The following is a 19,440-nucleotide window of genomic DNA, read 5'->3' as shown; positions in this document are numbered from 1 at the left end:
CACCACGATGCGCATTTTTCTGGATGCGAACATCCTGTTTTCTGCTGCGCGTTCGGCGGGCGCTATGCACACGCTACTTGAACTGCTTCGTGGCAGCGGGCATCAACTCGTCGCCAGTCCGAGCGTATTGATTGAAGCAAGCCGAAACCTGGAGCGCAAAGCCAGACCCGAGGCGCAAACTGCGCTCGGCGAACTTCAGTCCCGAATTGAAATCTCAGGCGGTGACGTCGCCGACCGTGACGGCGCGCTCACTCAATGGCTCCCCGAGAAAGACCGGCATGTCCTAGCGGCTGCCATCGCACTCAAATGCAATGCGCTGATTACTGGCGACAAGACGCACTTTGGAAGCGGCTACGGCAAGCAGTTCGGAGGCGTGCTGATTCTGTCGCCGCGGATGGCAGCGGAGCAGTTGCTCTGATCTACAGACAAACAGGTCGCTTCCGCCGTTGAGCGAACGCACAAACGCTCGCATTCAGCCCGTCCAACCACGAACAACCTTCCTGCAAAGCCTTGCGAGATCAAGAGGTTGGTTATGGATTTTGAACGTCACTTGTGGGCATAAGATGGCTCTGGCATCGTTGACGTGTCAATTCGACTCCTCACAACCACCACGAAAGACGACGATGACGATCTATCAATCTCACGAGAAATGTCCCGTTTGCACAGAACCGGCTACGGTCGCTCGCGTCGACGGCGACTCGAAATCACATGTCCGGTGCAGCTCGGGGGCCGAATATTGCATCGGCGACACCATGTTCGGGAAACTGCGAGCGCATGTCAGTGAAATGCAGCGTTACCACGAAGCCGCCAAAGAACGGCGTGCAGACAAGATGTTCGCGATGCTCCTTGCCGGTGATAACGCAAATCGCACCCAAGCCACGGGGTTCGTGCCACGCGAATCGCTACTCAGGTGACACGCTCTTGCCTGCGTTACGGCGGTTTGGTGACGAACGAATCAGAGGCCATATTGATGACACTCGCTCGCCACCAAGCCCCCTTGATTCCACGTAGCTGCGTCGAGGCTACGGACCCGGTCTAGCCCCTCCCTAAAACCTCAGCTCCCCCGGCAAATACTTGGCCAGCAAATCCTCGTAGTACGGCTTCACCTCTGCCAGGCTCGGCCGGTTCGGATTCTTTGAGTAGAGGTCGTACGGGTTGAAGCGTTGCACCCAGGGCTTCATGGCGTCGTCCTGCGCGTTGCAGAGGTGCTGGTATTCGTTCTCGCGGTGCCACGCGTAGAAGCTGTGGTAGCGGATCATGTAGAGCCCTTCCAGCGGCAGGTAGGGCTTGAGCATGTGATAGAGGTACTCGTCATGCCCCCAGCTCATCTGCACGGCGTCGAGCCCGCAGCCGTGTTCGTACATGCCGTACTTCGTCTGCAGCTCAGGGCGCTTGATGTCGGGGTTGAGGGCGAAGAATTCGCTCCACACCACTTTGTTGGAATAGGCGCAGCCAGTGGGGAAGGTGTCGCCCACCACGGCCCATTGCGGCTCGCCGAACAGGCAGAGCACTTTGCCAAGATCGTGCACAAAACCGGTTAGCACCATCCACTCCGGCTCGCCGTTGGCGCGCATGGCCTCGCCGGTCTGGATGAGGTGATCAATCTGCGGCAGCGCGATGTCGGGGTCGCTGTCGTCGACCAGGGTGTTGAGGTAATCAAGCGCGTCCCATGGTGTCATGGTGCGGCGGTTGAACTGCAGGAACTCGGCCTTCTTCGCACGCACAAAGTCGTAGGTCTGGTTCATGTGGTTCAGACGGTAGAACTCACGCACAGTGTCGAACCCGTCGACGCGCTGCGGCGCCGCGTAGTCGCGATAGGCGGATTGCTTTTCTTCGGTGGCCAACAAGGTTTCACTCATCACGATGCCTCTGCAAGTTTCTTGAGATTTTTCAGGCCGGCTTCGAAATCGGGGCCGACCATCTTGTCCATGAACAGGCCGAACCAGCGAAAGATCGGGTTCATGCCGGCGTTGCCGTTCATCGTCCACACCACTTTGGTTCCATTACCTTCGGCGGCGAAGGTCAGCTCACCGGTGGCCGGCGTCATGTCTTCCATGCGCAGGATAAACCCGACGCGCTTGTTGGCGTCGAGCGCGGACCATTCCATGCCGCCATTGCCCTCGCTCTTGCTCGTCCAGGTCCATTTGGAGCCGACGGCGGCCTCGGGGCCAGCGTAAGTCATCGTCATGTTTGGGTCACGCTGGTTCCACACGCTCCAGCGTTTCCATTCCTTCTGGTTGGCAACCAGCGGGAACACCTTGTCGACCGGGGCGTTGATGGTGACGCTGCGCTGCGCCGAATATTCAGCCGGCAGCAGAAAACCTGCCGCCAGCAACACAACGATCAGGCCGACCAGATACTTCAGAACTTTCAGAGCCAGTTTCATGGCAAGCCCTTCAAATCATATGGATGAGTGACCGGCAATTGTCGCGCAGAACGCACACGATGCGCTACATTGCTGCGGCGCCGCACGCGCGATGAATCGTTGTGTAAACCGTGCGGCGACATCCGCGTTATCGACGCGCCCGACCGGCAGGTGCCGGCGGCAGTGGCCTACCGGCCAATTACTGAGGACAGACCATGAAACGCACCCTGCTTGCCATCACGCTTTCTGCTCTCGCCGCCAGCGCGGCGATAGCGCAATCCACCATCAAGATCGGCGAGATCAACAGCTACAAGGCGCAGCCGGCCTTCCTGGAACCGTACAAGAAGGGCTGGGAGCTGGCGCAAGACGAGATCAACAAGGCGGGCGGCGTCAATGGCAAGAAGCTTGAGACTGTGTTCCGTGACGACAACGCCAACCCCGGCGACGCCGTGCGCGTGGCAGAGGAGCTGGTCTCGCGCGAGAAGGTGGCCGTGCTGTCGGGCACCTTCCTCTCCAACATCGGTCTGGCGGTGGGCGATTTCGCCAAGCAGCGCAAGGTGTTGTTCGTCGCCAGCGAGCCGCTGTCGGACAAAGTGACGTGGGGAAACGGCAACGCCTACACGTACCGCCTGCGCGCTTCCACCTACATGCAGACGACCATGCTGGTGCCCGAAGCCGCCAAACTGAACAAGAAGCGCTGGGGCATCGTCTACCCGAACTACGAATACGGCCAATCCGCTGCCAATTCGTTCAAGAAGCTGCTGATCGCGGCGCAACCGGCCGGCGGCGTGGAGTTTGTCGAGCAGGCAGCGCCGCTTGGCAAGATTGATGCTGGCGCGGTGACGCAGGCGCTGCTGGATGCAAAGGTGGATGCCATCTTCAACGTGACCTTCGGCACCGATCTACAGAAGTTCGTGCGCGAAGGCAATACGCGCGGCCTGTTCAAGGATCGCCCGGTGGTGAGCCTGCTCTCGGGCGAGCCGGAGTATCTGGACACGCTGAAGGACGAAACGCCGAACGGCTGGCTGGTGACCGGCTACCCGTGGCAGGACATCAATACGCCGGAGCACAAGGCGTTCCGCGAGGCGTATCTGGCGAAGTACAAGGATCACCCACGTCTGGGCTCGGTAGTTGGCTACGCAACGATGAAGTCAATCGCCGCCATGCTGAAAAAGTCGAACTCGACCGACGTGGCGAAGATGCAGGCCGCAATGAAGAACCTGACGGTCGAAAGCCCGTTCGGCAAGATCACCTGGCGCGCGCAGGACAACCAGTCGACGATGGGTGCCTACGTTGGCCGCCTGGCGCAAAAGGACGGCAAGGGTGTGATGGTCAACTGGCGCTACGTGGACGGCAAGGACGTACAGCCGACCGACGAGGAAGTGAAGCGGCTGCGCTCGGGACAGTAGCACGTTCCCAGACGCCCAGCCGGACCGCGAAGAAGTGCGTCCGGCTGCGAGCGTGCAGCGGCGCGGATCCCGGCTCCCTTGGGCCGGGATCGTCCCGGCCTTCGTAAAATTGCAGGATGACCGCGCCGTCCTTTGTCCATCTGCGCCTGCACAGCGAGTATTCGATCGTCGATTCGACGCTGCGTATCGCCGATGCGGTGAAGCTGGCGGCAGCTGATGAGCAGGTCGCACTGGCGATCACTGACCTCAACAACCTGTTCGGCTTCGTCAAGTTTTACAAGGCTGCTCGCGCCAAGGGCATCAAGCCCGTTTGCGGCGTTGATGCCTGGATTGAGGCAGTTGATCCGGCACACGAGCCGGCGCGATTGCTCTTTCTTGCGGAGACACATGCTGGCTATCTGAAGCTCTGCGACTGGTTGACCCGTGCCTTCCGCGAAAACCAGCATCGCGGGCGCGCCCTGATCCGGCGCGAGTGGATTGCCGACGCTGCCGCGACTGAAGGAGTGTTCTGCCTGAGCGGTGGCTGGTATGGCGAAATCGGCATCGCGCTGCGCAACGGGCAGCTGGCGACGGCCCAGCGGGCAGCAGCTTTCTGGTCGCAGGCGTTCCCGAACCGCTTCGCGATGGAAATTCACCGGGCCGGCTTCGAGAACGAACATCATCTGAACGAGCACAGTGTTCGTCTGGCAACGGAGGCGGGCCTGCCAGTGGTCGCAACGCACCCGATGCAGTTTGCGACGGTAGAAGACTACAAGGCGCATGAAGCGCGTGTCTGCATCGCCGAGGGCTATACGCTGGGCGATGGCCGTCGACCCCGGCAGTTCACCGAGCAGCAGCGATTTCTCACGCAGGCGGAGATGGTCGAGAAATTCGCCGATTATCCGCAGGCACTGGCGAATACGTTGCTGATCGCAAAACGCTGCAATCTGGAGATGACACTCGGCACGAACTACCTGCCGAACTTTCCGCTGCCAGAAGGCGTCACCATCGAGACGCACCTGCACAACGAGGTGATGGCTGGGCTCGAAAAGCGCCTGGCAGTGCTTTACCCTGACGTAGCCCAACGTGATGCCGAGCGCCCGCGTTATGTGGCGCGCTGCGAGTTCGAGATCGGCGTCATCATCAAGATGGGCTTTCCGGGTTACTTCCTGATCGTGGCGGACTTCATTGGCTGGGCCAAGAACAACGGCGTGCCCGTCGGGCCGGGACGTGGCTCAGGTGCGGGCTCGCTGGTGGCGTACAGCTTGGGAATTACCGATCTTGACCCCCTCAAGTACAACCTGCTGTTCGAGCGCTTCCTGAACCCGGAACGGGTATCGATGCCTGACTTCGACATCGATTTCTGCCAGGATGGTCGCGATCGCGTGATCGACTACGTGCGCAAGAAGTACGGCGAGGAAAGTGTCGGCCAGATCGCCACCTTTGGCACCATGGCAGCCAAGGCGGCGGTGCGCGACTGCGGCCGTGTGCTTGACATGCCCTACACCTTTGTCGACGGCGTCGCCAAGCTGATCCCGTTCGCGCCGGGCAAGTGGACGACACTGGCGCCGGCGCCGGACGACCCGAAGAAGAGAGAAGCCAACACCATCTACGCCAAGGAGGCGGAGCCACTGCTCGTGGACCGCGAGCGCAACGAGGAGGAAGTGGCCGAGCTGCTTGACCTCGCGGCGCAAGTGGAGGGGTTACCCCGCAACGTCGGCATGCACGCGGGTGGTGTGCTGATCGCACCGGGAAAGCTCACCGATTTCTGCCCGCTCTACTCGCAGGACGAAGGTTCTGCGATGGTGAGCCAGTACGACAAGGATGATGTTGAAGCGGTCGGTCTGGTCAAGTTCGACTTCCTCGGCCTCACCACGCTGACCATCCTTGACTGGACGATCCGCTTCTGCAAGCGGCTCGATCCGACGTTCGAGATCGACCTGCAGACTTTGCCGCTCGACGATCAGTCGGTCTACCAGATCTTCCGCGACACCAATACCGTCGCCATCTTCCAGTTTGAATCGACAGGCATGAAGGACCTGCTCGCGAAGGCCAAGCCGTCGCGGCTGGAAGACCTGACCGCGCTCAACGCGCTGTACCGTCCGGGTCCGATGGATCTGATCCCGGACTACATCGCGCGCAAGAACGGCACCCAGACGGCGGAGTATTACGACGACCGCCTGAAGCCGATGCTGGAAGAGACCTTCGGCATCATGGTGTACCAGGAACAGGTGATGCAGGCTGCGCAGATCATCGGCGGTTATTCGCTCGGTGGCGCCGATCTGCTGCGCCGCGCAATGGGCAAGAAGAAGCCCGAGGAGATGGCGAAGCACCGCGTCATCTTTAACGAAGGCGCCAGCAAGAACGGGCTCACAGAAAAACAGTCGACCGTGTTGTTCGACGACATGGAGAAGTTCGCAGGCTACGGCTTCAACAAGTCGCACTCGGCCGCCTACGCCCTGCTCGCCTATCAGACGGCGTACTTCAAGCGCCACCACACCGCAGCGTTCATGGCCGCCAATATGAGCGCGGTGATGAACGACACCGACAAGGTGCGGCAACTGCTGGAGGACTCATTCGCCAACGGGCTCAAGTTCGAAGCGCCGGACGTGAACCTCGGTGAATACCGCTTCGTGCCGATTGATCGCAAGACCATCCGCTACGGTCTCGGCGGCGTCAAGGGCACTGGCGAGGGCGCGGTGATCGAGATCCTGCGCGCGCGCAGCGAAGGCGGTCCGTTCAGGGATCTGTTCGACTTCTGTCGTCGCGTCAATACGCAGACGGTCAACCGTCGCACCGTTGAAGCGCTGATCAAGGCCGGTGCGTTCGACAAGCTGCATCCGAACCGCGCCAGCGCATTCGCCTCCGTGGCGGCAGCGCTGTCGGAGGCCGAGCGCGCGCAGGCCAATGCGTCGCAGAACAGCCTGTTCGGCGACGAGCCGAGTGTGCAGGACGTACCGCTGGTCGACGCCCGACCGTGGGAATTGCTGGAATCGCTCGCCTACGAGAAGACCGCGCTGGGGTTGTACCTCAGCGGGCACCCCTACGAGGCTTATCGCAGCCATCTGCAGCCAGTGACCACCATGCGGCTGGACAACGTCGCGCCGAGCGACAACAAGCAGCGCCTCGCCGGCATTGTCAACGCGGTACGCGTGATCAACGGCAAGAATGGCCGCATGTGCTTCCTCGCCATAGACGACCGTACGGCCGTCTATGAAATCATGCTGCCGGCGACGGTGTTCGAGATGCACCGGCACTGGTTAAAGGAAGACATCCCGGTGGTGATCGAAGCGCGGGTCACCAGCAACCGCGATGGCGGCACCCGCGTGATTGCCGATGCCATCTACGACATCGAAAAGGCGCGCGAACAGTTCGCCCGGCGCCTGGTGGTGCCGCTCAATGGCAGCAGTGCGGCTGGCGAGGCCAGCGCAGTACTGGCGACGCTGAAAGCCTATCGCCCCGGACCGATCCCGGTGTACATCAAAGTGCTGAAAAAGGGCTACCGCGGTGATGTGGCGCTCGGCGACGAGTGGCGCGTCCGACCGCACTCTGACCTGCTTGCCAAGCTGAAGGCGGAACTGGAGTTCTAGCCAGCCGTGGAAGCCTGATTCGACTTACGCGCGCGGTAGCGCCCCATCATCGCCAGCGCCGGCCTCTCGACAAGCAGATAGGACGCACTAGCCACCAAAAGCGTGGCAGTCATGGCGAGTGCAATGTACGTCCAAAGTTCAGTGCCCTGCAGTGGCGTCACGCGGGACGCTGGCGCGAGCCAGTCGAATATCGGCAGATGCCAGAGATAAAGGCTGTAGCTGATCAGGCCCAGCCAGCGGCTAATCGGGTTGGCAAGCAGCGCGCGGGCCATTGCGCCACCTCGTTCACAAGCAAGAATGATCAGCGCGCAGCCCGTTGCGACCGCTGGCTGTAGCAGGTAATACATCAACGACCCGCGCCAGTAAGTAGCTGCTGTGAGATGGGCAGCCACGATGGCTGCCACCGCAATGACGATGCCCAAAAGGAAAAGTCCGTTGGCAGCGATGCCGCGAGAGTCGCCGCGTGCTGCCGTAGCTTGGTGCAGACGGGTCGCGATGCCAATGGCAAAGCAGGACAGAACACCCGGCAATTGACCAGCAACGGCAACCAGATCGGCGACACGCTGCGGATCAATGACCTTGAGCCAGTGTTGGCGCCAGGCGATCTCGACGGCGACTGCGATCAGCAGTATCCACATCGCTGCCATACGGGGGCGGCGCGCCAGATGGGGGCCGACGATTGCAAAAAGCAATGGCAGCAGCAGGTAGAAGTCGAACTCGACTGGCAGTGTCCACCACACTGCGTTGGCAGCAGGAGCTGACAATGGCAGTACGAGATTCTGAACGAGCAAGGCGTATGGCAGCATCTCCTTGAGACGAATCAGCATCTGCCCATCTGCCCAACCAGCCACGATCGACAGCACCAATATCTGCACCCATAGGGGTGGAAGAATGCGCCACAGCCGACGGAGCAGGTAGCGACGAATGTGTGGCACTTGACGCGAGTTTTCGCGCGTAACGAATGGGCCCGCCAGCAGGTATCCGCAAAGCGTGTAGAGCACCCAGACGCCGGCGCCGCCCGACGTGAGCAGCCAGTGCAACTCGATCGAGGTGCCCGGAACAAACAGCGCGCGCGGTCCAACCACCCCGAACAGGTGGAACAGCAACACCCAGCTTGCCGCCAGCCCGCGCAGCCCGGTCAGCGCATCGTCCCAGGACCTGTTGTCGATCACGTGCGATACGGGTGGATGCGACAGGCTGATACGTCGGAGATGATCGCCAGTTTCGATGCAGTCATGAGGCTGCTGCGGTGCGCCGCGATGCCAGCCGCGAAATGGTGGCCTGAAGGCCACGCAGGATAAAACGGATCAGGAAGACCAACGCCACGACAACCACGAGCAACACCACCAGAAAGACCAGCGGATTGGCGATTGCCAGCGCAAGACCGCCCGCAACCGCGGCGTCTTCGGCGACCGACACGCCAATGTTGGTAAAGGGCTCCGGCGACGTGTTAACCGCCGCTCGTGTGCCAGCCTTGCCAAAGTGAGTGCCCGCTGTCAGCGTGCCTCCGATGATTGCAGCCGCCATTGCCAAGCCTTCGCCGCTATCACCGAGCATTCCGGCAGCCAGCGCGGCACCCGCGGGGATGCGCAGGAACGTGTGTACCGCATCCCACAGACTATCCAGCCACGGGATCTTGTCCGCGAAGAATTCGATGAACGACATAAATCCGGCGGCGCCAAGGACGATCGGATTGGTGAGAATTTTCAACGTCTCGGGCAGCGGAACGTAGCCAAATTTGCCGAGCATGCCAACAACGAACACCACGAGGTAGAGGCGAAGCCCGGCGCCCCAAGCCATCGCAGCAGACATCGCAAGTTCCGGCAAGTGACTTTGCAGCCAGCCCATCCCAAGTTCTCCTCTATGCGGACAGCCGCAAAATTTCCAGACCGTTCTGGCAACGCGGGATAACCCCTATTGGTGTACAGTTCGCGCTGTTCCACAAGGAGGTTGCATGGATTACATCATTTTGGCACTGGTTGGTCTGGTCGTCGGCGCCATTGCAAAGTTCATCGTCCCCGGCAAGCAGGGAGGCGGCATCATCGTGACCGCCATCCTCGGCGTCATCGGGTCACTGCTTGGCACCATTGGCGGACAGCAGCTTGGCATTGTCTCGAAGGCGGCGGGTACGCACTGGATCGCGTCAGTCGTCGGCGCAATCGTAGTGGTGTTTGTGTACAGCCTGATCACCAAAAAATCGGACGCGAGCTGATAGCAGCCTTGTCGATCAAATGGCGTATCCACTGGGTTTCGATGGCGAAATGAGGCCAAGTCGACTGTCCGCTCTTTTATAAGCTGAGCCCATATGGCATGCGGCTTTCAGCATAAAGCCAGTACTTCGACAGCAACAAAAAAGCCGGGAAATCCCGGCTTTTTTGTTTTCCAGTGAACTGGATTATTCTGCTTTTGCTTCCTCAGCGGCAGGCGCTTCGGCAGCGACTTCCGGGCGATCCATCAGCTGCACGAGCGCCATCGGAGCATTGTCGCCCTGACGGAAGCCGTACTTCAGGATGCGCACGTAGCCGCCGTTGCGGTTGGCGTAACGCGGGCCCAGTTCGTTGAACACCTTGCCGACGATGTCGCGATCGCGGATGCGATCGAACGCCAGGCGGCGGTTGGCCAGCGTGGGCTTCTTGCCGAGCGTGATGAGCGGTTCGACAACGCGGCGCAGCTCTTTGGCCTTCGGCAGCGTGGTGCGAATCACTTCATAACGAAGCAATGCGGTTGAGAGGTTGCGCAGCATCGCTTGACGATGCTCGCTGGTGCGGTTGAGTTTGCGCAGTCCGTGACCGTGACGCATGATTCTTCTCCTGTCTCTCGGTTAACCGCGATCAAGACCAGCCGGCGGCCAGTTGTCGATCTTGGTGCCCAGCGCGAGTCCGCGCTGCGAGAGAACTTCCTTGATTTCGTTGAGCGATTTGCGGCCGAGGTTCGGAGTCTTGAGCAACTCGGTCTCGGTGCGTTGCACGAGATCGCCGATGTAGTGAATGTTTTCTGCCTTCAAGCAGTTGGCCGAGCGGACGGTCAGTTCGAGATCGTCCACCGGTTTCAGCAACACCGGGTCAAACGACGCCGTGGCGCGTTCGAGGGCCGGCATGTCGGTACCCTTGAGGTCAGCGAACGCCGAGAGCTGATCCACGAGGATGCTCGCTGCGTAGCGAACGGCGCCTTCCGGCTCGATCGCGCCATTGGTCTCGATGTCGAGCACCAGCTTGTCGAGGTCGGTGCGCTGTTCAACGCGGGCCGATTCGACCAGATAGCTGACACGCTTGACCGGGCTGAACGATGCGTCGAGCAGGATCGAGCCGACCTTGCGGTTGCCAGTCTGGCCAGCCGCCGTACGCACCGTTGCCGGCACATAACCACGGCCACGTTCGACCTTGATCTCGAGCTCGAGCTTGCCACCCTGCGTGAGGTTGGCGATGACGTGCTCCGGATTGACGATCTCAACCTCGTGCGACGACTCGATGTCACCTGCGGTGACCGGGCCGGCGCCTTCTTTCTTCAGCGTCAGCACGGCGTTGTCGCGGTTGTGCAGCTTGATGACCACGCCCTTGAGATTGAGCAGCAGGTCAACCACGTCTTCCTGCACGCCTTCCAGCGTGGAGTACTCGTGGACGACGCCGGTGATCGACACCTCGGTTGGGGCATAACCTGGCATCGACGACAGCAGCACGCGACGAAGCGCATTGCCCAGCGTGTGGCCGTAGCCACGCTCGAACGGCTCCATCACCACGCGAGCGGACGACGGGCTGGTCGCTTGAACCTCAATGTTGCGCGGTTTCAAAAAAGCAGTACTTTGCATACGCGTCCTTTACAGTGAGGGATGGGATTACTTCGAGTACAACTCGACGACCAGGCTCTCGTTGATGTCGGAGGCGAACTCACTGCGATCAGGGGCGTGCTTGAACGTGCCCTTCATCTCTTTGGTGTTCACGTCAACCCAGCCAGGGAAGCCAATACGCTCGGCCAGCGCAACAGCGTCGATGATGCGCGCTTGCGCCTTCGACTTGTCGCAGACGCTGATCACCGCGTTCGGCGCAATGATGGCCGAGGGAATGTTGCACATCTTGCCGTCGACCAGAATCGCCTTGTGGCTCACCAGCTGGCGGGCTTCGGCGCGCGTGGAGCCGAAGCCCATGCGGTAGACGACGTTATCAAGACGCGACTCAAGCAGCTTGAGCAGGTTTTCACCCGTCGAGCCCTTGCGACGTGCTGCCTCGGCAAACGTGCGGCGGAACTGACGTTCGAGGATGCCGTAGATACGACGCAGCTTCTGCTTTTCGCGCAGTTGCAGGCCGTAGTTCGACATGCGTTGACCCGACTTGGCGCCGTGCTGGCCCGGCGCTGCGGCCAGTTTGCACTTGCTGTCGAGCGAGCGACGTGCGCTCTTCAGGAATAGATCGGTGCCCTCACGACGGGAGAGCTTGCACTTGGGGCCGGTATAACGTGCCATGTGTTTTCTCCAGTGTGATTACATGCGACGACGTTTCGGCGGACGGCAACCGTTGTGCGGTACCGGCGTCACGTCGGAAATGCTGGTGACCTTGATGCCCAGCGCGTTCAGTGCGCGCACGGCGCTCTCGCGGCCAGGACCGGGGCCCTTGATCTGCACTTCGATGTTTTTCACACCACATTCCACGGCCACCTTGCCAGCGGCTTCGGCAGCAACCTGAGCGGCAAACGGCGTCGACTTGCGCGAGCCCTTGAAGCCAGCGCCGCCCGACGTCGCCCACGACAGGGCATTGCCCTGACGGTCGGTGATGGTGATGATCGTGTTGTTGAAAGAAGCGTGTACGTGGCAGATGGCCTCGGAAACGTTCTTTTTGACTTTTTTGCGGGCGCGGGCAGCGGCCGCATTCTTTGCTGATGCTTGTGCCATGTCTTAACCCTTAGCCTTTCTTGCCTGCAATCGCCTTGCGCGGACCTTTGCGCGTGCGGGCGTTGGTGCGCGTGCGCTGGCCGCGGGCCGGCAGGCCCTTGCGATGGCGGGTGCCGCGGTAGCAGCCGAGGTCGATGAGGCGCTTGATGCTCATCGTGACTTCACGGCGCAGGTCGCCCTCGACTGTGAACTTGCCAACCTGCTCACGCAGTTTGTCAAGTTCGGCGTCGGTGAGATCCTTGACTTTCTTGGTCTGGGCGACACCTGCGTCGTCACAGATCTTGCGGGCGCGGGTGTTGCCGATGCCGAAGATTGCAGTCATCGCAACCCAGGCATGTTTGTGGTTGGGGATATTGACCCCGGCGATACGTGCCATATCTGGTCTCCTTCCCTATTAACCCTGGCGCTGCTTGTGACGCGGATCAGTACAGATCACGCGGACCACGCCTTTACGGCGAATGATCTTGCAGTTACGGCAAATCTTCTTTACCGAAGCATTGACTTTCATTGTCGTTTCCTGTTTCTGGTTATTTGGCGCGGAATGTGATCCGTGCCCGTGTCAAGTCATACGGCGTCATATCCACCGTTACCTTGTCACCCGGCAATATCTTTATGTAGTTCATGCGCATCTTGCCGGAGATGTGCCCTAGGACAACGTGCCCGTTTTCCAACTTAACCCGGAATGTCGCGTTCGGCAACATTTCGAGAATCTCGCCCTGCATCTGGATGGTGTCTTCTTTCGCCATGCGCTTTAGACTTTTAATCCACCCTTCAGATTGGCCTTCCTGAGTAGTGAGTCGTATTGCTGCGACATCATGTAGGCCTGAACCTGGGTCATGAAGTCCATCGTTACTACCACCACGATCAGCAGCGAGGTGCCGCCAAAGTAGAACTGGACGTTCCACGCGCTGATCAGGAATTCCGGAATCAGACACACGACCGTGATGTAGATCGCTCCAATGAGCGTCAGTCGCGTGGTGATCTTTTCGATATATTTCGCCGTCTGGTCGCCCGGACGATACCCGGGGATGAACGCGCCGCCCTTCTTCAGGTTCTCTGCTGTTTCCTTCGGGTTGTACTGAATCGCCGTGTAGAAGAAGCAGAAAAAGATGATCAGCGCCGCATAGACAATCATGTGCACCGGCTGCCCGGGACCGAGTGCATTGGCCACATCACGCAGCCAGTTCGGACCGGCGCCTGGCCCCATGAAGCCGAGGATGGTCGGCACGAACAGGATAAGGCTCGATGCGAAGATCGGCGGGATGACACCGGCCATGTTCAGTTTCAAGGGCAGATGTGAGCTTTGGCCACCGTACACCTTGTTGCCAACCTGCCGCTTGGCATAGTTCACCAGGACCTTGCGCAGTGCACGCTCGAAGAACACTACCGCAGCAGTAACTACGATCACCAGGGCGATCAGGAACAGGAGTTTCAGAATACTCAGATTGCCCGACGACTGCAGTTCAAGCGTGTTCTTCAACGCAGCTGGCAACCCTGCGGCGATACCGGCAAAGATCAACAGCGAAATACCATTACCAAGACCACGTTCGGTAATCTGCTCGCCAAGCCACATCAGGAACATCGTGCCCGTCACCAGCGTAATCGCCGTGATGAGACGGAATGCGATGCCTGGATCCATGACCAAACCCGGCTGACTTTCCAATGCAATGGCGATACCCATAGCCTGGAAAAACGCCAGTACCAGTGTGCCGTACCGCGTGTACTGGGTGATCTTGCGACGACCGGCTTCGCCCTCCTTCTTCAATGCCTCCAGCGACGGTACGACGACCGATGCCAACTGCATGATGATGGATGCCGAGATGTACGGCATGATGCCCAGCGCGAGGATTGAGAAGCGCTGTAGCGCGCCGCCCGAGAACACGTTGAACAAACCAAGAATGCCGCCCTGCTGCGACTTGAAAATCTCTTCAAGTACGGATGCATTGATGCCTGGCACCGGCACATGGGTGCCGATGCGGTAAACGATCAATGCGCCCAACAAGAAGAAAAGGCGACGCTTGAGGTCGCCATACTTGTCGCCGGTTTTCTGTGCTGGATTCAGCGCCACGCGTACTTCCTGAAAGGGTCAGTCAAGCGGTCGTTACTTGGCCTTGGCCGGGGTCTTCGGCTTCAGCTTGCCCTTGGGGGCTTCCGGCGCCTCAACCACTTTGCCGCCAGCGGTCTCAATAGCCTTGCGGGCCATCGCGGTTGCACCAACGCCATTCAGCGTGACAGCCGATTTGATCTCGCCGCCGCCGATGATCTTCACCGTCTTGGCGTCATTTGCGATCGCTTTGGCTGCTTTCAACGCCAGCAGGTCAACTTCGACAAGACCGAGCTTGGCCAGAGTGCCAACGGTGATTTCGGCGCGGAAGTCGCGCATCAGCGAGGTGAAGCCACGCTTCGGCAAACGACGTTGCAGCGGCATTTGGCCGCCTTCGAAGCCAACCTTCTGGGCATACCCCGAACGCGACTTCTGGCCATTCATGCCACGGCCGCCGGTCTTGCCGAGGCCGCTGCCGATGCCGCGACCGACGCGACGGCGATTTTTTTTGGAGCCCTCAGCGGGCTTGATCGTATTGAGTTGCATATCGATAAACCTTTGATCAGGCAACTGCAACGACGAGGTGGCGAACGGCATTCACCATGCCACGCGTCGACGGCGTGTCGACGAGCTCGCGGATTTGCCCCATACGTTTCAGGCCGAGACCCTTGACGGTTGCGACGTGTTCAGCCTTGGCGCCAATCGGCGACTTGACCAGTTTTACTTTGAACATCTTGGCTGCCATGATCAGGCCTCCGACAGCTGCTCGACGCTGAGTCCGCGCTTCGCGGCAATTTCAGCAGGTGTCGATACACGCTCAAGCGCATTGAGCGTAGCGCGGACGACGTTGTACGGGTTGGTCGGGCCGAAGCACTTGGCGAGCACATTGGTCACGCCAACGACTTCAAACACAGCGCGCATCGCGCCACCGGCGATCACGCCGGTACCTTCCGACGCGGGCTGGATCAGCACCGTCGTCGCGCCGTGTTTGCCGGTAACGGCGTGGTGCACCGTGCCCGACTTGAGGCTGACCTTGATCATTTGACGACGAGCTTGCTCCATCGCTTTCTGGACACCAACCGGCACCTCTTTCGATTTGCCTTTGCCCATGCCGACGCGGCCATCGCCGTCGCCAACAACGGTCAGCGCCGCGAACGCCATGATGCGACCGCCCTTCACCACTTTGGTGACGCGGTTCACGCTGATCATCTTTTCGCGAAGGCCGTCACCCGGCTCTTCGGTCTTTTGTACTTGGGGGCGTGCCATCCGAGTACTCCTTTAGAACTTGAGACCGCCGGCGCGGGCTGCTTCTGCAAGCGCCTTCACACGGCCGTGATATTGGTAACCCGAACGGTCGAACGCAACGACGTCGATGCCGGCGGCTTTCGCCTTCTCCGCGATGCGTGCGCCAACAGCTTCTGCGGCAGCCTTGTTGCCGCCATTCTTCAACTGCGCGCGCACTTCCTTCTCGGCGGTAGAGGCGCTGGCAAGCACCTTGCTGCCGTCGCCAGAAATGACCTGCGCGTAGATGTGCAAGTTGGTGCGGAACACCGCCAGGCGCGTCGCGCCAAGTGCGGTCAGACGCAGACGCGTCTGCCGAGCGCGGCGGGTACGGGAGGCTTCTTTGCTTTTGTTCATCGCTGAGCCCTGCCTTATTTCTTCTTGGTTTCTTTGAGGGTGACCACCTCGTCGGCGTAGCGCACACCCTTGCCCTTGTAGGGCTCCGGCGGACGGTAAGCGCGGACTTCTGCAGCCACCTGACCAACCTGCTGGCGATCAGCACCGGAAATCAGGATTTCCGTTTGCGTCGGCGTCACCACTTTCACTCCAGCCGGCATCTTGTGTGCGACTGGATGCGAAAAACCGAGTGACAGGTTCAGCGTGTCACCGGCTGCCTGCGCGCGGAAACCCACGCCAACCAGCGTCAGCTTCTTGGAGAAGCCTTCGGACACACCGCGAACCATGTTGTTGACCAGAGCGCGGCAAGTACCAGACATTGCGCGGCTGTGCTGGTCGCCATTGGCGGCGCTGAACAGAATCTGATTGTCTTTGCGCTCGATCTTGACTGAACCACCAAAATCGCGCGAGAGGGAGCCGAGCGGGCCCTTGACTTCGATCAGGCCACCCTTGAGGGCAACCTCGACCTTGGCCGGAATATCAACGGGGTATTTAGCAATACGTGACATCTTGCTTCCCCTTACGCGACGGTGCAAAGCACTTCGCCGCCCATACCCAGGCTGCGCGCTTTGCGATCGGTCATGACACCCTTCGGCGTCGAAACGATAGCTACGCCAAGACCGTTCATCACGCTGGGCAGCTCATCCTTGCCGCGATAGATGCGCAGGCCAGGCTTGCTGACGCGGGCGATCGACTCGATCACTGGACGGCCAGCATAGTACTTGAGGCCGATTTCGAGCTCCGCGACCTTGGTGACGTCACCAGCGATCTTGAAGTCTTCGATATAGCCTTCGTCTTTCAACACGCGCGCAATAGCGGTCTTGACCTTGGAAGCCGGCATCGTCACCGACGTCTTCTCCATGGCCTGCGCATTGCGAATGCGGGTCAACATATCTGCGATGGGATCGGACATGCTCATTGCCGAATCTCCTTACCAGCTTGCTTTGGTGAGACCAGGGATCTCACCGCGGAATGCGAGCTCGCGCACCTTGTGGCGGGCGAGACCGAATTTGCTGAACACACCGCGCGGACGACCGGTCAGTTCGCAACGATTGCGCAGACGGGTCGGGTTCGAGTTGCGGGGCAGCGCCTGGAGCTTGGCGCGTGCATCTGCATGCGCTTCTTCACCGGCCTTGCTGTCAGCGATGATGGCCTCGAGGGCGGCACGCTTCTTGGCGTACTTGGCGACGAGGTCACGACGTTTTTGTTCGCGATTGATAGTGGCGAGTTTTGCCATTTTTGTTCTCGCAGTCCCTGTTAAGCGCGGAAGGGGAAACGGAACGCGGCCAGCAGGGCCTTCGCTTCGTCATCGGTCTTCGCGGTGGTCGTGAACGTGATGTTCATGCCGCGCAGCGCGTCAATCTTGTCGTACTCGATCTCGGGAAAAATAATCTGCTCTTTCACACCGAGATTGAAGTTGCCGCGACCGTCAAAACCACGCGGCGAAATGCCACGGAAATCACGCACGCGCGGCAGCGCGACGTTGACGAAACGGTCGAGGAATTCGTACATCTGCTTGTTGCGCAGCGTTACCATCGTGCCAACCGGGTAGCCTTCACGAATCTTGTAGTTCGCGATAGCTTTCTTGGCCTTGGTGATGACCGGCTTCTGGCCGACGATAGCGGTCAGATCCTTGGTGGCGTGCTCAAGAATTTTCTTGTCACCGACCGCCTCGCCAACACCCATGTTGACCACAATTTTGGTCAGGCGCGGCACCTGCATGACGGACTTGTAACCGAACTGTTTGACCAGCGCGGGAACGATTTCCTTTTGATATTGCTCTTTTAGACGAGCCATGTGTTCTCTCCCGCCTAGACCGCTTGACCGGTCGACTTGAACACGCGCTGCTTGCGACCGTCGACGACCTTGATCGCCACGGCATCGGCCTTTTGCGTGCTTGCGTTGTAGATTGCAACGTTGGCCGCCGAGATGGCCGCTTCCTTCGTCACGATGCCACCCACTTCGTTCTTCATGGGGTTCGGACGCACATTGCGTTTGACCTGATTGATGCCGGCGACGAGCACGGAGCCCTCAAGGACGCGAACCACTTCACCGCGCTTGCCCTTGTCGCGACCAGTCGTCACAATGACCGTATCGCCTTTGCGAATCTTCTGCATGATTGCCTCGACCTCGCCTAGAGCACTTCGGGCGCAAGCGACACGATCTTCATGAACTTTTCGGTACGCAATTCACGCGTGACCGGTCCGAAGATGCGCGTGCCGATCGGCTCGAGCTTTGCATTGAGAATGACAACGGCGTTGTTGTCGAACTTGACCAGCGAGCCGTCATTGCGACGAATACCCTTTGCTGTCCGCACGACCACGGCGTTGTAGACCTCGCCTTTTTTAACGCGACCACGCGGCTGCGCATCCTTGATGCTTACCTTGATCACGTCACCGATACTGGCGTAACGGCGCTTCGACCCGCCGAGCACCTTGAAACACATGACGCGGCGAGCGCCCGTGTTGTCGGCGACGTCGAGCATCGACTGCATTTGAATCATTTTTCTCTTTCTCCAACTTGCCTCGAAACCTGATTCATTTAGGTCCCGAGAAGTCTTGGGGCCCCGCCAAGTACAACGTTCAGCGGCAAAAGGCGTTTGGGCACTTCGTATTTAGCATTGCTTTCGAATGACCGAACACAATGCGAAGCCAATTATTATTACACCACTTTTTGTGTGTGTCAACTACCTGAGAACATCTTTTGGCATGTGCTCCGTGGAAAACCGTCTTCTGCCTCACCTGCGCAGCCACTGCGCTGGAAGCCAAAAACGACTACCAGCATGCCAGCGGCTCTTAACTTTTTGCGGAAAATCCCTGTGCATGCGGCTTGGGAAAGAGAAAGTTTGAAAGGCGACATTCGTAATTTTACGGCGCGAGCCCCTAGTAGATGGGCTTTTCGGCGAAAAGTTATTGCCCATATTGCGCGTCGCAAGCGTCGCTTCGCCTGCGCTGTCTCTGGGTTCCGCTGCGTCGAAACAAAAAAGGGCAGCCAAAGCCGCCCCTTTTTGTTCGATAGGCCGCAATCAGGCTTTCTCGATCACTTTCGATACAGCCCAAGACTTTGTCTTGGAAAGGGGACGACAGGCCTTGATTTCGACCAGATCGCCCATCTTTGCGGTGCTGCTTTCGTCGTGAGCATGGTACTTCTGCGACTTGGTAACCACCTTGCCATAAAGCGGGTGCTTGACGCGACGCTCAACCAGGACGGTTACCGTCTTGATCATCTTGTCGCTGACGACACGACCGGTTTCGGTGGCGATCAGCGGTTGCTTTGCTGCGGTTGCTGCTGCATCACTCATTTGCTTGCTGCCTTCTGTGCGAGCACAGTCTTCACGCGCGCGATGTCGCGGCGGACGTTGCCGAGCTGGCTCGTGTTGGTGAGCTGCTGGGTCGCCTTCTGCATGCGCAGGCTGAAGTGTGTCTTGTAGAGTTCACCGAGCTCTTTATTGAGGTCGGCTTCCGACTTCGCGGAGAGTTCTTTTGCTTTCATGA

General features: G+C 59.6%; 28 protein-coding genes. 4 read left to right on the top strand and 24 right to left on the bottom strand.

Translation table 11 applies throughout. The features are described from left to right. Positions 1-7 precede the first annotated feature (7 nt). The gene (locus tag FKL89_RS04845) at positions 8-418 is read left to right on the top strand and encodes a PIN domain-containing protein (protein WP_156861701.1); all 411 of its coding nucleotides are present in this window, start codon (positions 8-10) and stop codon (positions 416-418) included. Between the two features lie 628 nt (positions 419-1,046). Here FKL89_RS04845 and FKL89_RS04840 read toward each other — a convergent pair. Both FKL89_RS04840 and FKL89_RS04835 read right to left on the bottom strand, forming a co-directional pair. Continuing rightward, a complete protein-coding gene (locus FKL89_RS04840; protein WP_156861700.1) occupies positions 1,047-1,859 on the bottom strand; it encodes an inositol oxygenase family protein in 813 nt (270 codons plus the stop codon). Continuing rightward, entirely contained in the window at positions 1,859-2,386 is a 528-nt protein-coding gene (locus tag FKL89_RS04835; protein ID WP_156861699.1) for an SRPBCC family protein, read from the bottom strand. Before FKL89_RS04835 ends, FKL89_RS04840 begins: the two co-directional genes overlap by 1 nt. A 194-nt stretch (positions 2,387-2,580) precedes the next feature. Here FKL89_RS04835 and FKL89_RS04830 point away from each other — a divergent pair, with 194 nt between their 5' ends. Together FKL89_RS04830 and dnaE are read left to right on the top strand one after the other, a co-directional pair. Continuing rightward, positions 2,581-3,774, top strand: a complete 1,194-nt coding sequence (locus FKL89_RS04830) for an ABC transporter substrate-binding protein (protein WP_156861698.1) — start codon at positions 2,581-2,583, stop codon at positions 3,772-3,774. A 116-nt stretch (positions 3,775-3,890) separates the two neighbouring features. After that, positions 3,891-7,343: a DNA polymerase III subunit alpha gene (gene dnaE / locus FKL89_RS04825; RefSeq protein WP_156861697.1), complete on the top strand. Its 3,453-nt coding sequence runs from the start codon at positions 3,891-3,893 to the stop codon at positions 7,341-7,343. Here the strand turns inward: dnaE and FKL89_RS04820 are convergent. After that, positions 7,340-8,515: an acyltransferase family protein gene (locus FKL89_RS04820; protein ID WP_162527395.1), complete on the bottom strand. Its 1,176-nt coding sequence runs from the start codon at positions 8,513-8,515 to the stop codon at positions 7,340-7,342. The two genes, dnaE and FKL89_RS04820, sit on opposite strands and share 4 nt — an antisense overlap. 61 nt (positions 8,516-8,576) lie before the next feature. Further along, positions 8,577-9,191: a DUF4126 domain-containing protein gene (locus tag FKL89_RS04815; RefSeq protein ID WP_156861695.1), complete on the bottom strand. Its 615-nt coding sequence runs from the start codon at positions 9,189-9,191 to the stop codon at positions 8,577-8,579. 106 nt (positions 9,192-9,297) lie between these two features. Between FKL89_RS04815 and FKL89_RS04810 the strand changes: the two genes are divergently transcribed. Continuing rightward, on the top strand, positions 9,298-9,555 hold the full coding sequence (locus FKL89_RS04810; protein ID WP_156861694.1) for a GlsB/YeaQ/YmgE family stress response membrane protein: 258 nt from the start codon (positions 9,298-9,300) through the stop codon (positions 9,553-9,555). A 183-nt stretch (positions 9,556-9,738) separates the two neighbouring features. On the opposite strand, the gene rplQ is transcribed toward FKL89_RS04810, so the two are convergent. The 20 genes from rplQ to rpmC all read right to left on the bottom strand — a co-directional run bounded on the left by rplQ (position 9,739) and on the right by rpmC (position 19,438). Further along, positions 9,739-10,143, bottom strand: coding sequence for a 50S ribosomal protein L17 (gene rplQ, locus FKL89_RS04805; protein ID WP_156861693.1), 405 nt, complete (start codon positions 10,141-10,143; stop codon positions 9,739-9,741). A 21-nt stretch (positions 10,144-10,164) separates the two neighbouring features. Continuing rightward, positions 10,165-11,148 (bottom strand): DNA-directed RNA polymerase subunit alpha, encoded by a 984-nt coding sequence (locus FKL89_RS04800; protein WP_156861692.1) that lies wholly within the window; start codon positions 11,146-11,148, stop codon positions 10,165-10,167. A gap of 27 nt (positions 11,149-11,175) precedes the next feature. Further along, positions 11,176-11,799 carry a 30S ribosomal protein S4 gene (rpsD, locus tag FKL89_RS04795; protein WP_156861691.1) on the bottom strand — a complete coding sequence of 208 codons (624 nt, stop codon included), beginning with the start codon at positions 11,797-11,799 and terminating at the stop codon, positions 11,176-11,178. An 18-nt stretch (positions 11,800-11,817) separates the two neighbouring features. Beyond that, positions 11,818-12,225: a 30S ribosomal protein S11 gene (gene rpsK, locus FKL89_RS04790; protein ID WP_156861690.1), complete on the bottom strand. Its 408-nt coding sequence runs from the start codon at positions 12,223-12,225 to the stop codon at positions 11,818-11,820. Between the two features lie 10 nt (positions 12,226-12,235). Continuing rightward, on the bottom strand, positions 12,236-12,601 hold the full coding sequence (rpsM, locus tag FKL89_RS04785; protein WP_156861689.1) for a 30S ribosomal protein S13: 366 nt from the start codon (positions 12,599-12,601) through the stop codon (positions 12,236-12,238). An 18-nt stretch (positions 12,602-12,619) separates the two neighbouring features. Then, a complete protein-coding gene (gene rpmJ, locus FKL89_RS04780; RefSeq protein ID WP_156861688.1) occupies positions 12,620-12,733 on the bottom strand; it encodes a 50S ribosomal protein L36 in 114 nt (37 codons plus the stop codon). A gap of 19 nt (positions 12,734-12,752) precedes the next feature. Beyond that, the gene (infA, locus tag FKL89_RS04775) at positions 12,753-12,971 is read right to left on the bottom strand and encodes a translation initiation factor IF-1 (RefSeq protein ID WP_156861687.1); all 219 of its coding nucleotides are present in this window, start codon (positions 12,969-12,971) and stop codon (positions 12,753-12,755) included. 5 nt (positions 12,972-12,976) lie between these two features. Then, the gene (gene secY / locus FKL89_RS04770) at positions 12,977-14,293 is read right to left on the bottom strand and encodes a preprotein translocase subunit SecY (RefSeq protein ID WP_156861686.1); all 1,317 of its coding nucleotides are present in this window, start codon (positions 14,291-14,293) and stop codon (positions 12,977-12,979) included. Positions 14,294-14,326: 33 nt separating this feature from the next. Continuing rightward, positions 14,327-14,815 carry a 50S ribosomal protein L15 gene (gene rplO / locus FKL89_RS04765; RefSeq protein ID WP_156861685.1) on the bottom strand — a complete coding sequence of 163 codons (489 nt, stop codon included), beginning with the start codon at positions 14,813-14,815 and terminating at the stop codon, positions 14,327-14,329. A 16-nt stretch (positions 14,816-14,831) separates the two neighbouring features. Continuing rightward, positions 14,832-15,014 carry a 50S ribosomal protein L30 gene (rpmD, locus tag FKL89_RS04760; RefSeq protein WP_156861684.1) on the bottom strand — a complete coding sequence of 61 codons (183 nt, stop codon included), beginning with the start codon at positions 15,012-15,014 and terminating at the stop codon, positions 14,832-14,834. A 2-nt stretch (positions 15,015-15,016) separates the two neighbouring features. Next, positions 15,017-15,535: a 30S ribosomal protein S5 gene (gene rpsE, locus FKL89_RS04755; RefSeq protein ID WP_156861683.1), complete on the bottom strand. Its 519-nt coding sequence runs from the start codon at positions 15,533-15,535 to the stop codon at positions 15,017-15,019. Positions 15,536-15,547: 12 nt separating this feature from the next. Next, positions 15,548-15,907, bottom strand: coding sequence for a 50S ribosomal protein L18 (gene rplR / locus FKL89_RS04750; protein ID WP_156861682.1), 360 nt, complete (start codon positions 15,905-15,907; stop codon positions 15,548-15,550). Between the two features lie 14 nt (positions 15,908-15,921). After that, the gene (rplF, locus tag FKL89_RS04745; protein WP_156861681.1) at positions 15,922-16,455 is read right to left on the bottom strand and encodes a 50S ribosomal protein L6; all 534 of its coding nucleotides are present in this window, start codon (positions 16,453-16,455) and stop codon (positions 15,922-15,924) included. 11 nt (positions 16,456-16,466) lie between these two features. Next, positions 16,467-16,865 carry a 30S ribosomal protein S8 gene (rpsH, locus tag FKL89_RS04740; RefSeq protein WP_156861680.1) on the bottom strand — a complete coding sequence of 133 codons (399 nt, stop codon included), beginning with the start codon at positions 16,863-16,865 and terminating at the stop codon, positions 16,467-16,469. 12 nt (positions 16,866-16,877) lie between these two features. Continuing rightward, the gene (gene rpsN / locus FKL89_RS04735) at positions 16,878-17,183 is read right to left on the bottom strand and encodes a 30S ribosomal protein S14 (RefSeq protein ID WP_156861679.1); all 306 of its coding nucleotides are present in this window, start codon (positions 17,181-17,183) and stop codon (positions 16,878-16,880) included. A 20-nt stretch (positions 17,184-17,203) separates the two neighbouring features. Further along, positions 17,204-17,743, bottom strand: coding sequence for a 50S ribosomal protein L5 (gene rplE, locus FKL89_RS04730; protein ID WP_156861678.1), 540 nt, complete (start codon positions 17,741-17,743; stop codon positions 17,204-17,206). A 14-nt stretch (positions 17,744-17,757) separates the two neighbouring features. Further along, positions 17,758-18,063: a 50S ribosomal protein L24 gene (gene rplX / locus FKL89_RS04725; RefSeq protein ID WP_156861677.1), complete on the bottom strand. Its 306-nt coding sequence runs from the start codon at positions 18,061-18,063 to the stop codon at positions 17,758-17,760. 17 nt (positions 18,064-18,080) lie between these two features. Next, positions 18,081-18,449: a 50S ribosomal protein L14 gene (gene rplN / locus FKL89_RS04720; RefSeq protein WP_156861676.1), complete on the bottom strand. Its 369-nt coding sequence runs from the start codon at positions 18,447-18,449 to the stop codon at positions 18,081-18,083. A 522-nt stretch (positions 18,450-18,971) separates the two neighbouring features. Then, the gene (rpsQ, locus tag FKL89_RS04715; RefSeq protein WP_156861675.1) at positions 18,972-19,247 is read right to left on the bottom strand and encodes a 30S ribosomal protein S17; all 276 of its coding nucleotides are present in this window, start codon (positions 19,245-19,247) and stop codon (positions 18,972-18,974) included. Continuing rightward, positions 19,244-19,438: a 50S ribosomal protein L29 gene (gene rpmC / locus FKL89_RS04710; protein ID WP_156861674.1), complete on the bottom strand. Its 195-nt coding sequence runs from the start codon at positions 19,436-19,438 to the stop codon at positions 19,244-19,246. The genes rpsQ and rpmC overlap by 4 nt, the downstream gene beginning before the upstream one ends. Positions 19,439-19,440: the final 2 nt, after the last annotated feature.

Origin of the sequence: Casimicrobium huifangae (assembly GCF_009746125.1) — a bacterium.
Taxonomy (GTDB): domain Bacteria; phylum Pseudomonadota; class Gammaproteobacteria; order Burkholderiales; family Casimicrobiaceae; genus Casimicrobium; species Casimicrobium huifangae.
Note: the sequence above shows the minus strand (reverse complement) of the source record. Positions and strands in the feature narration are given on the sequence as shown.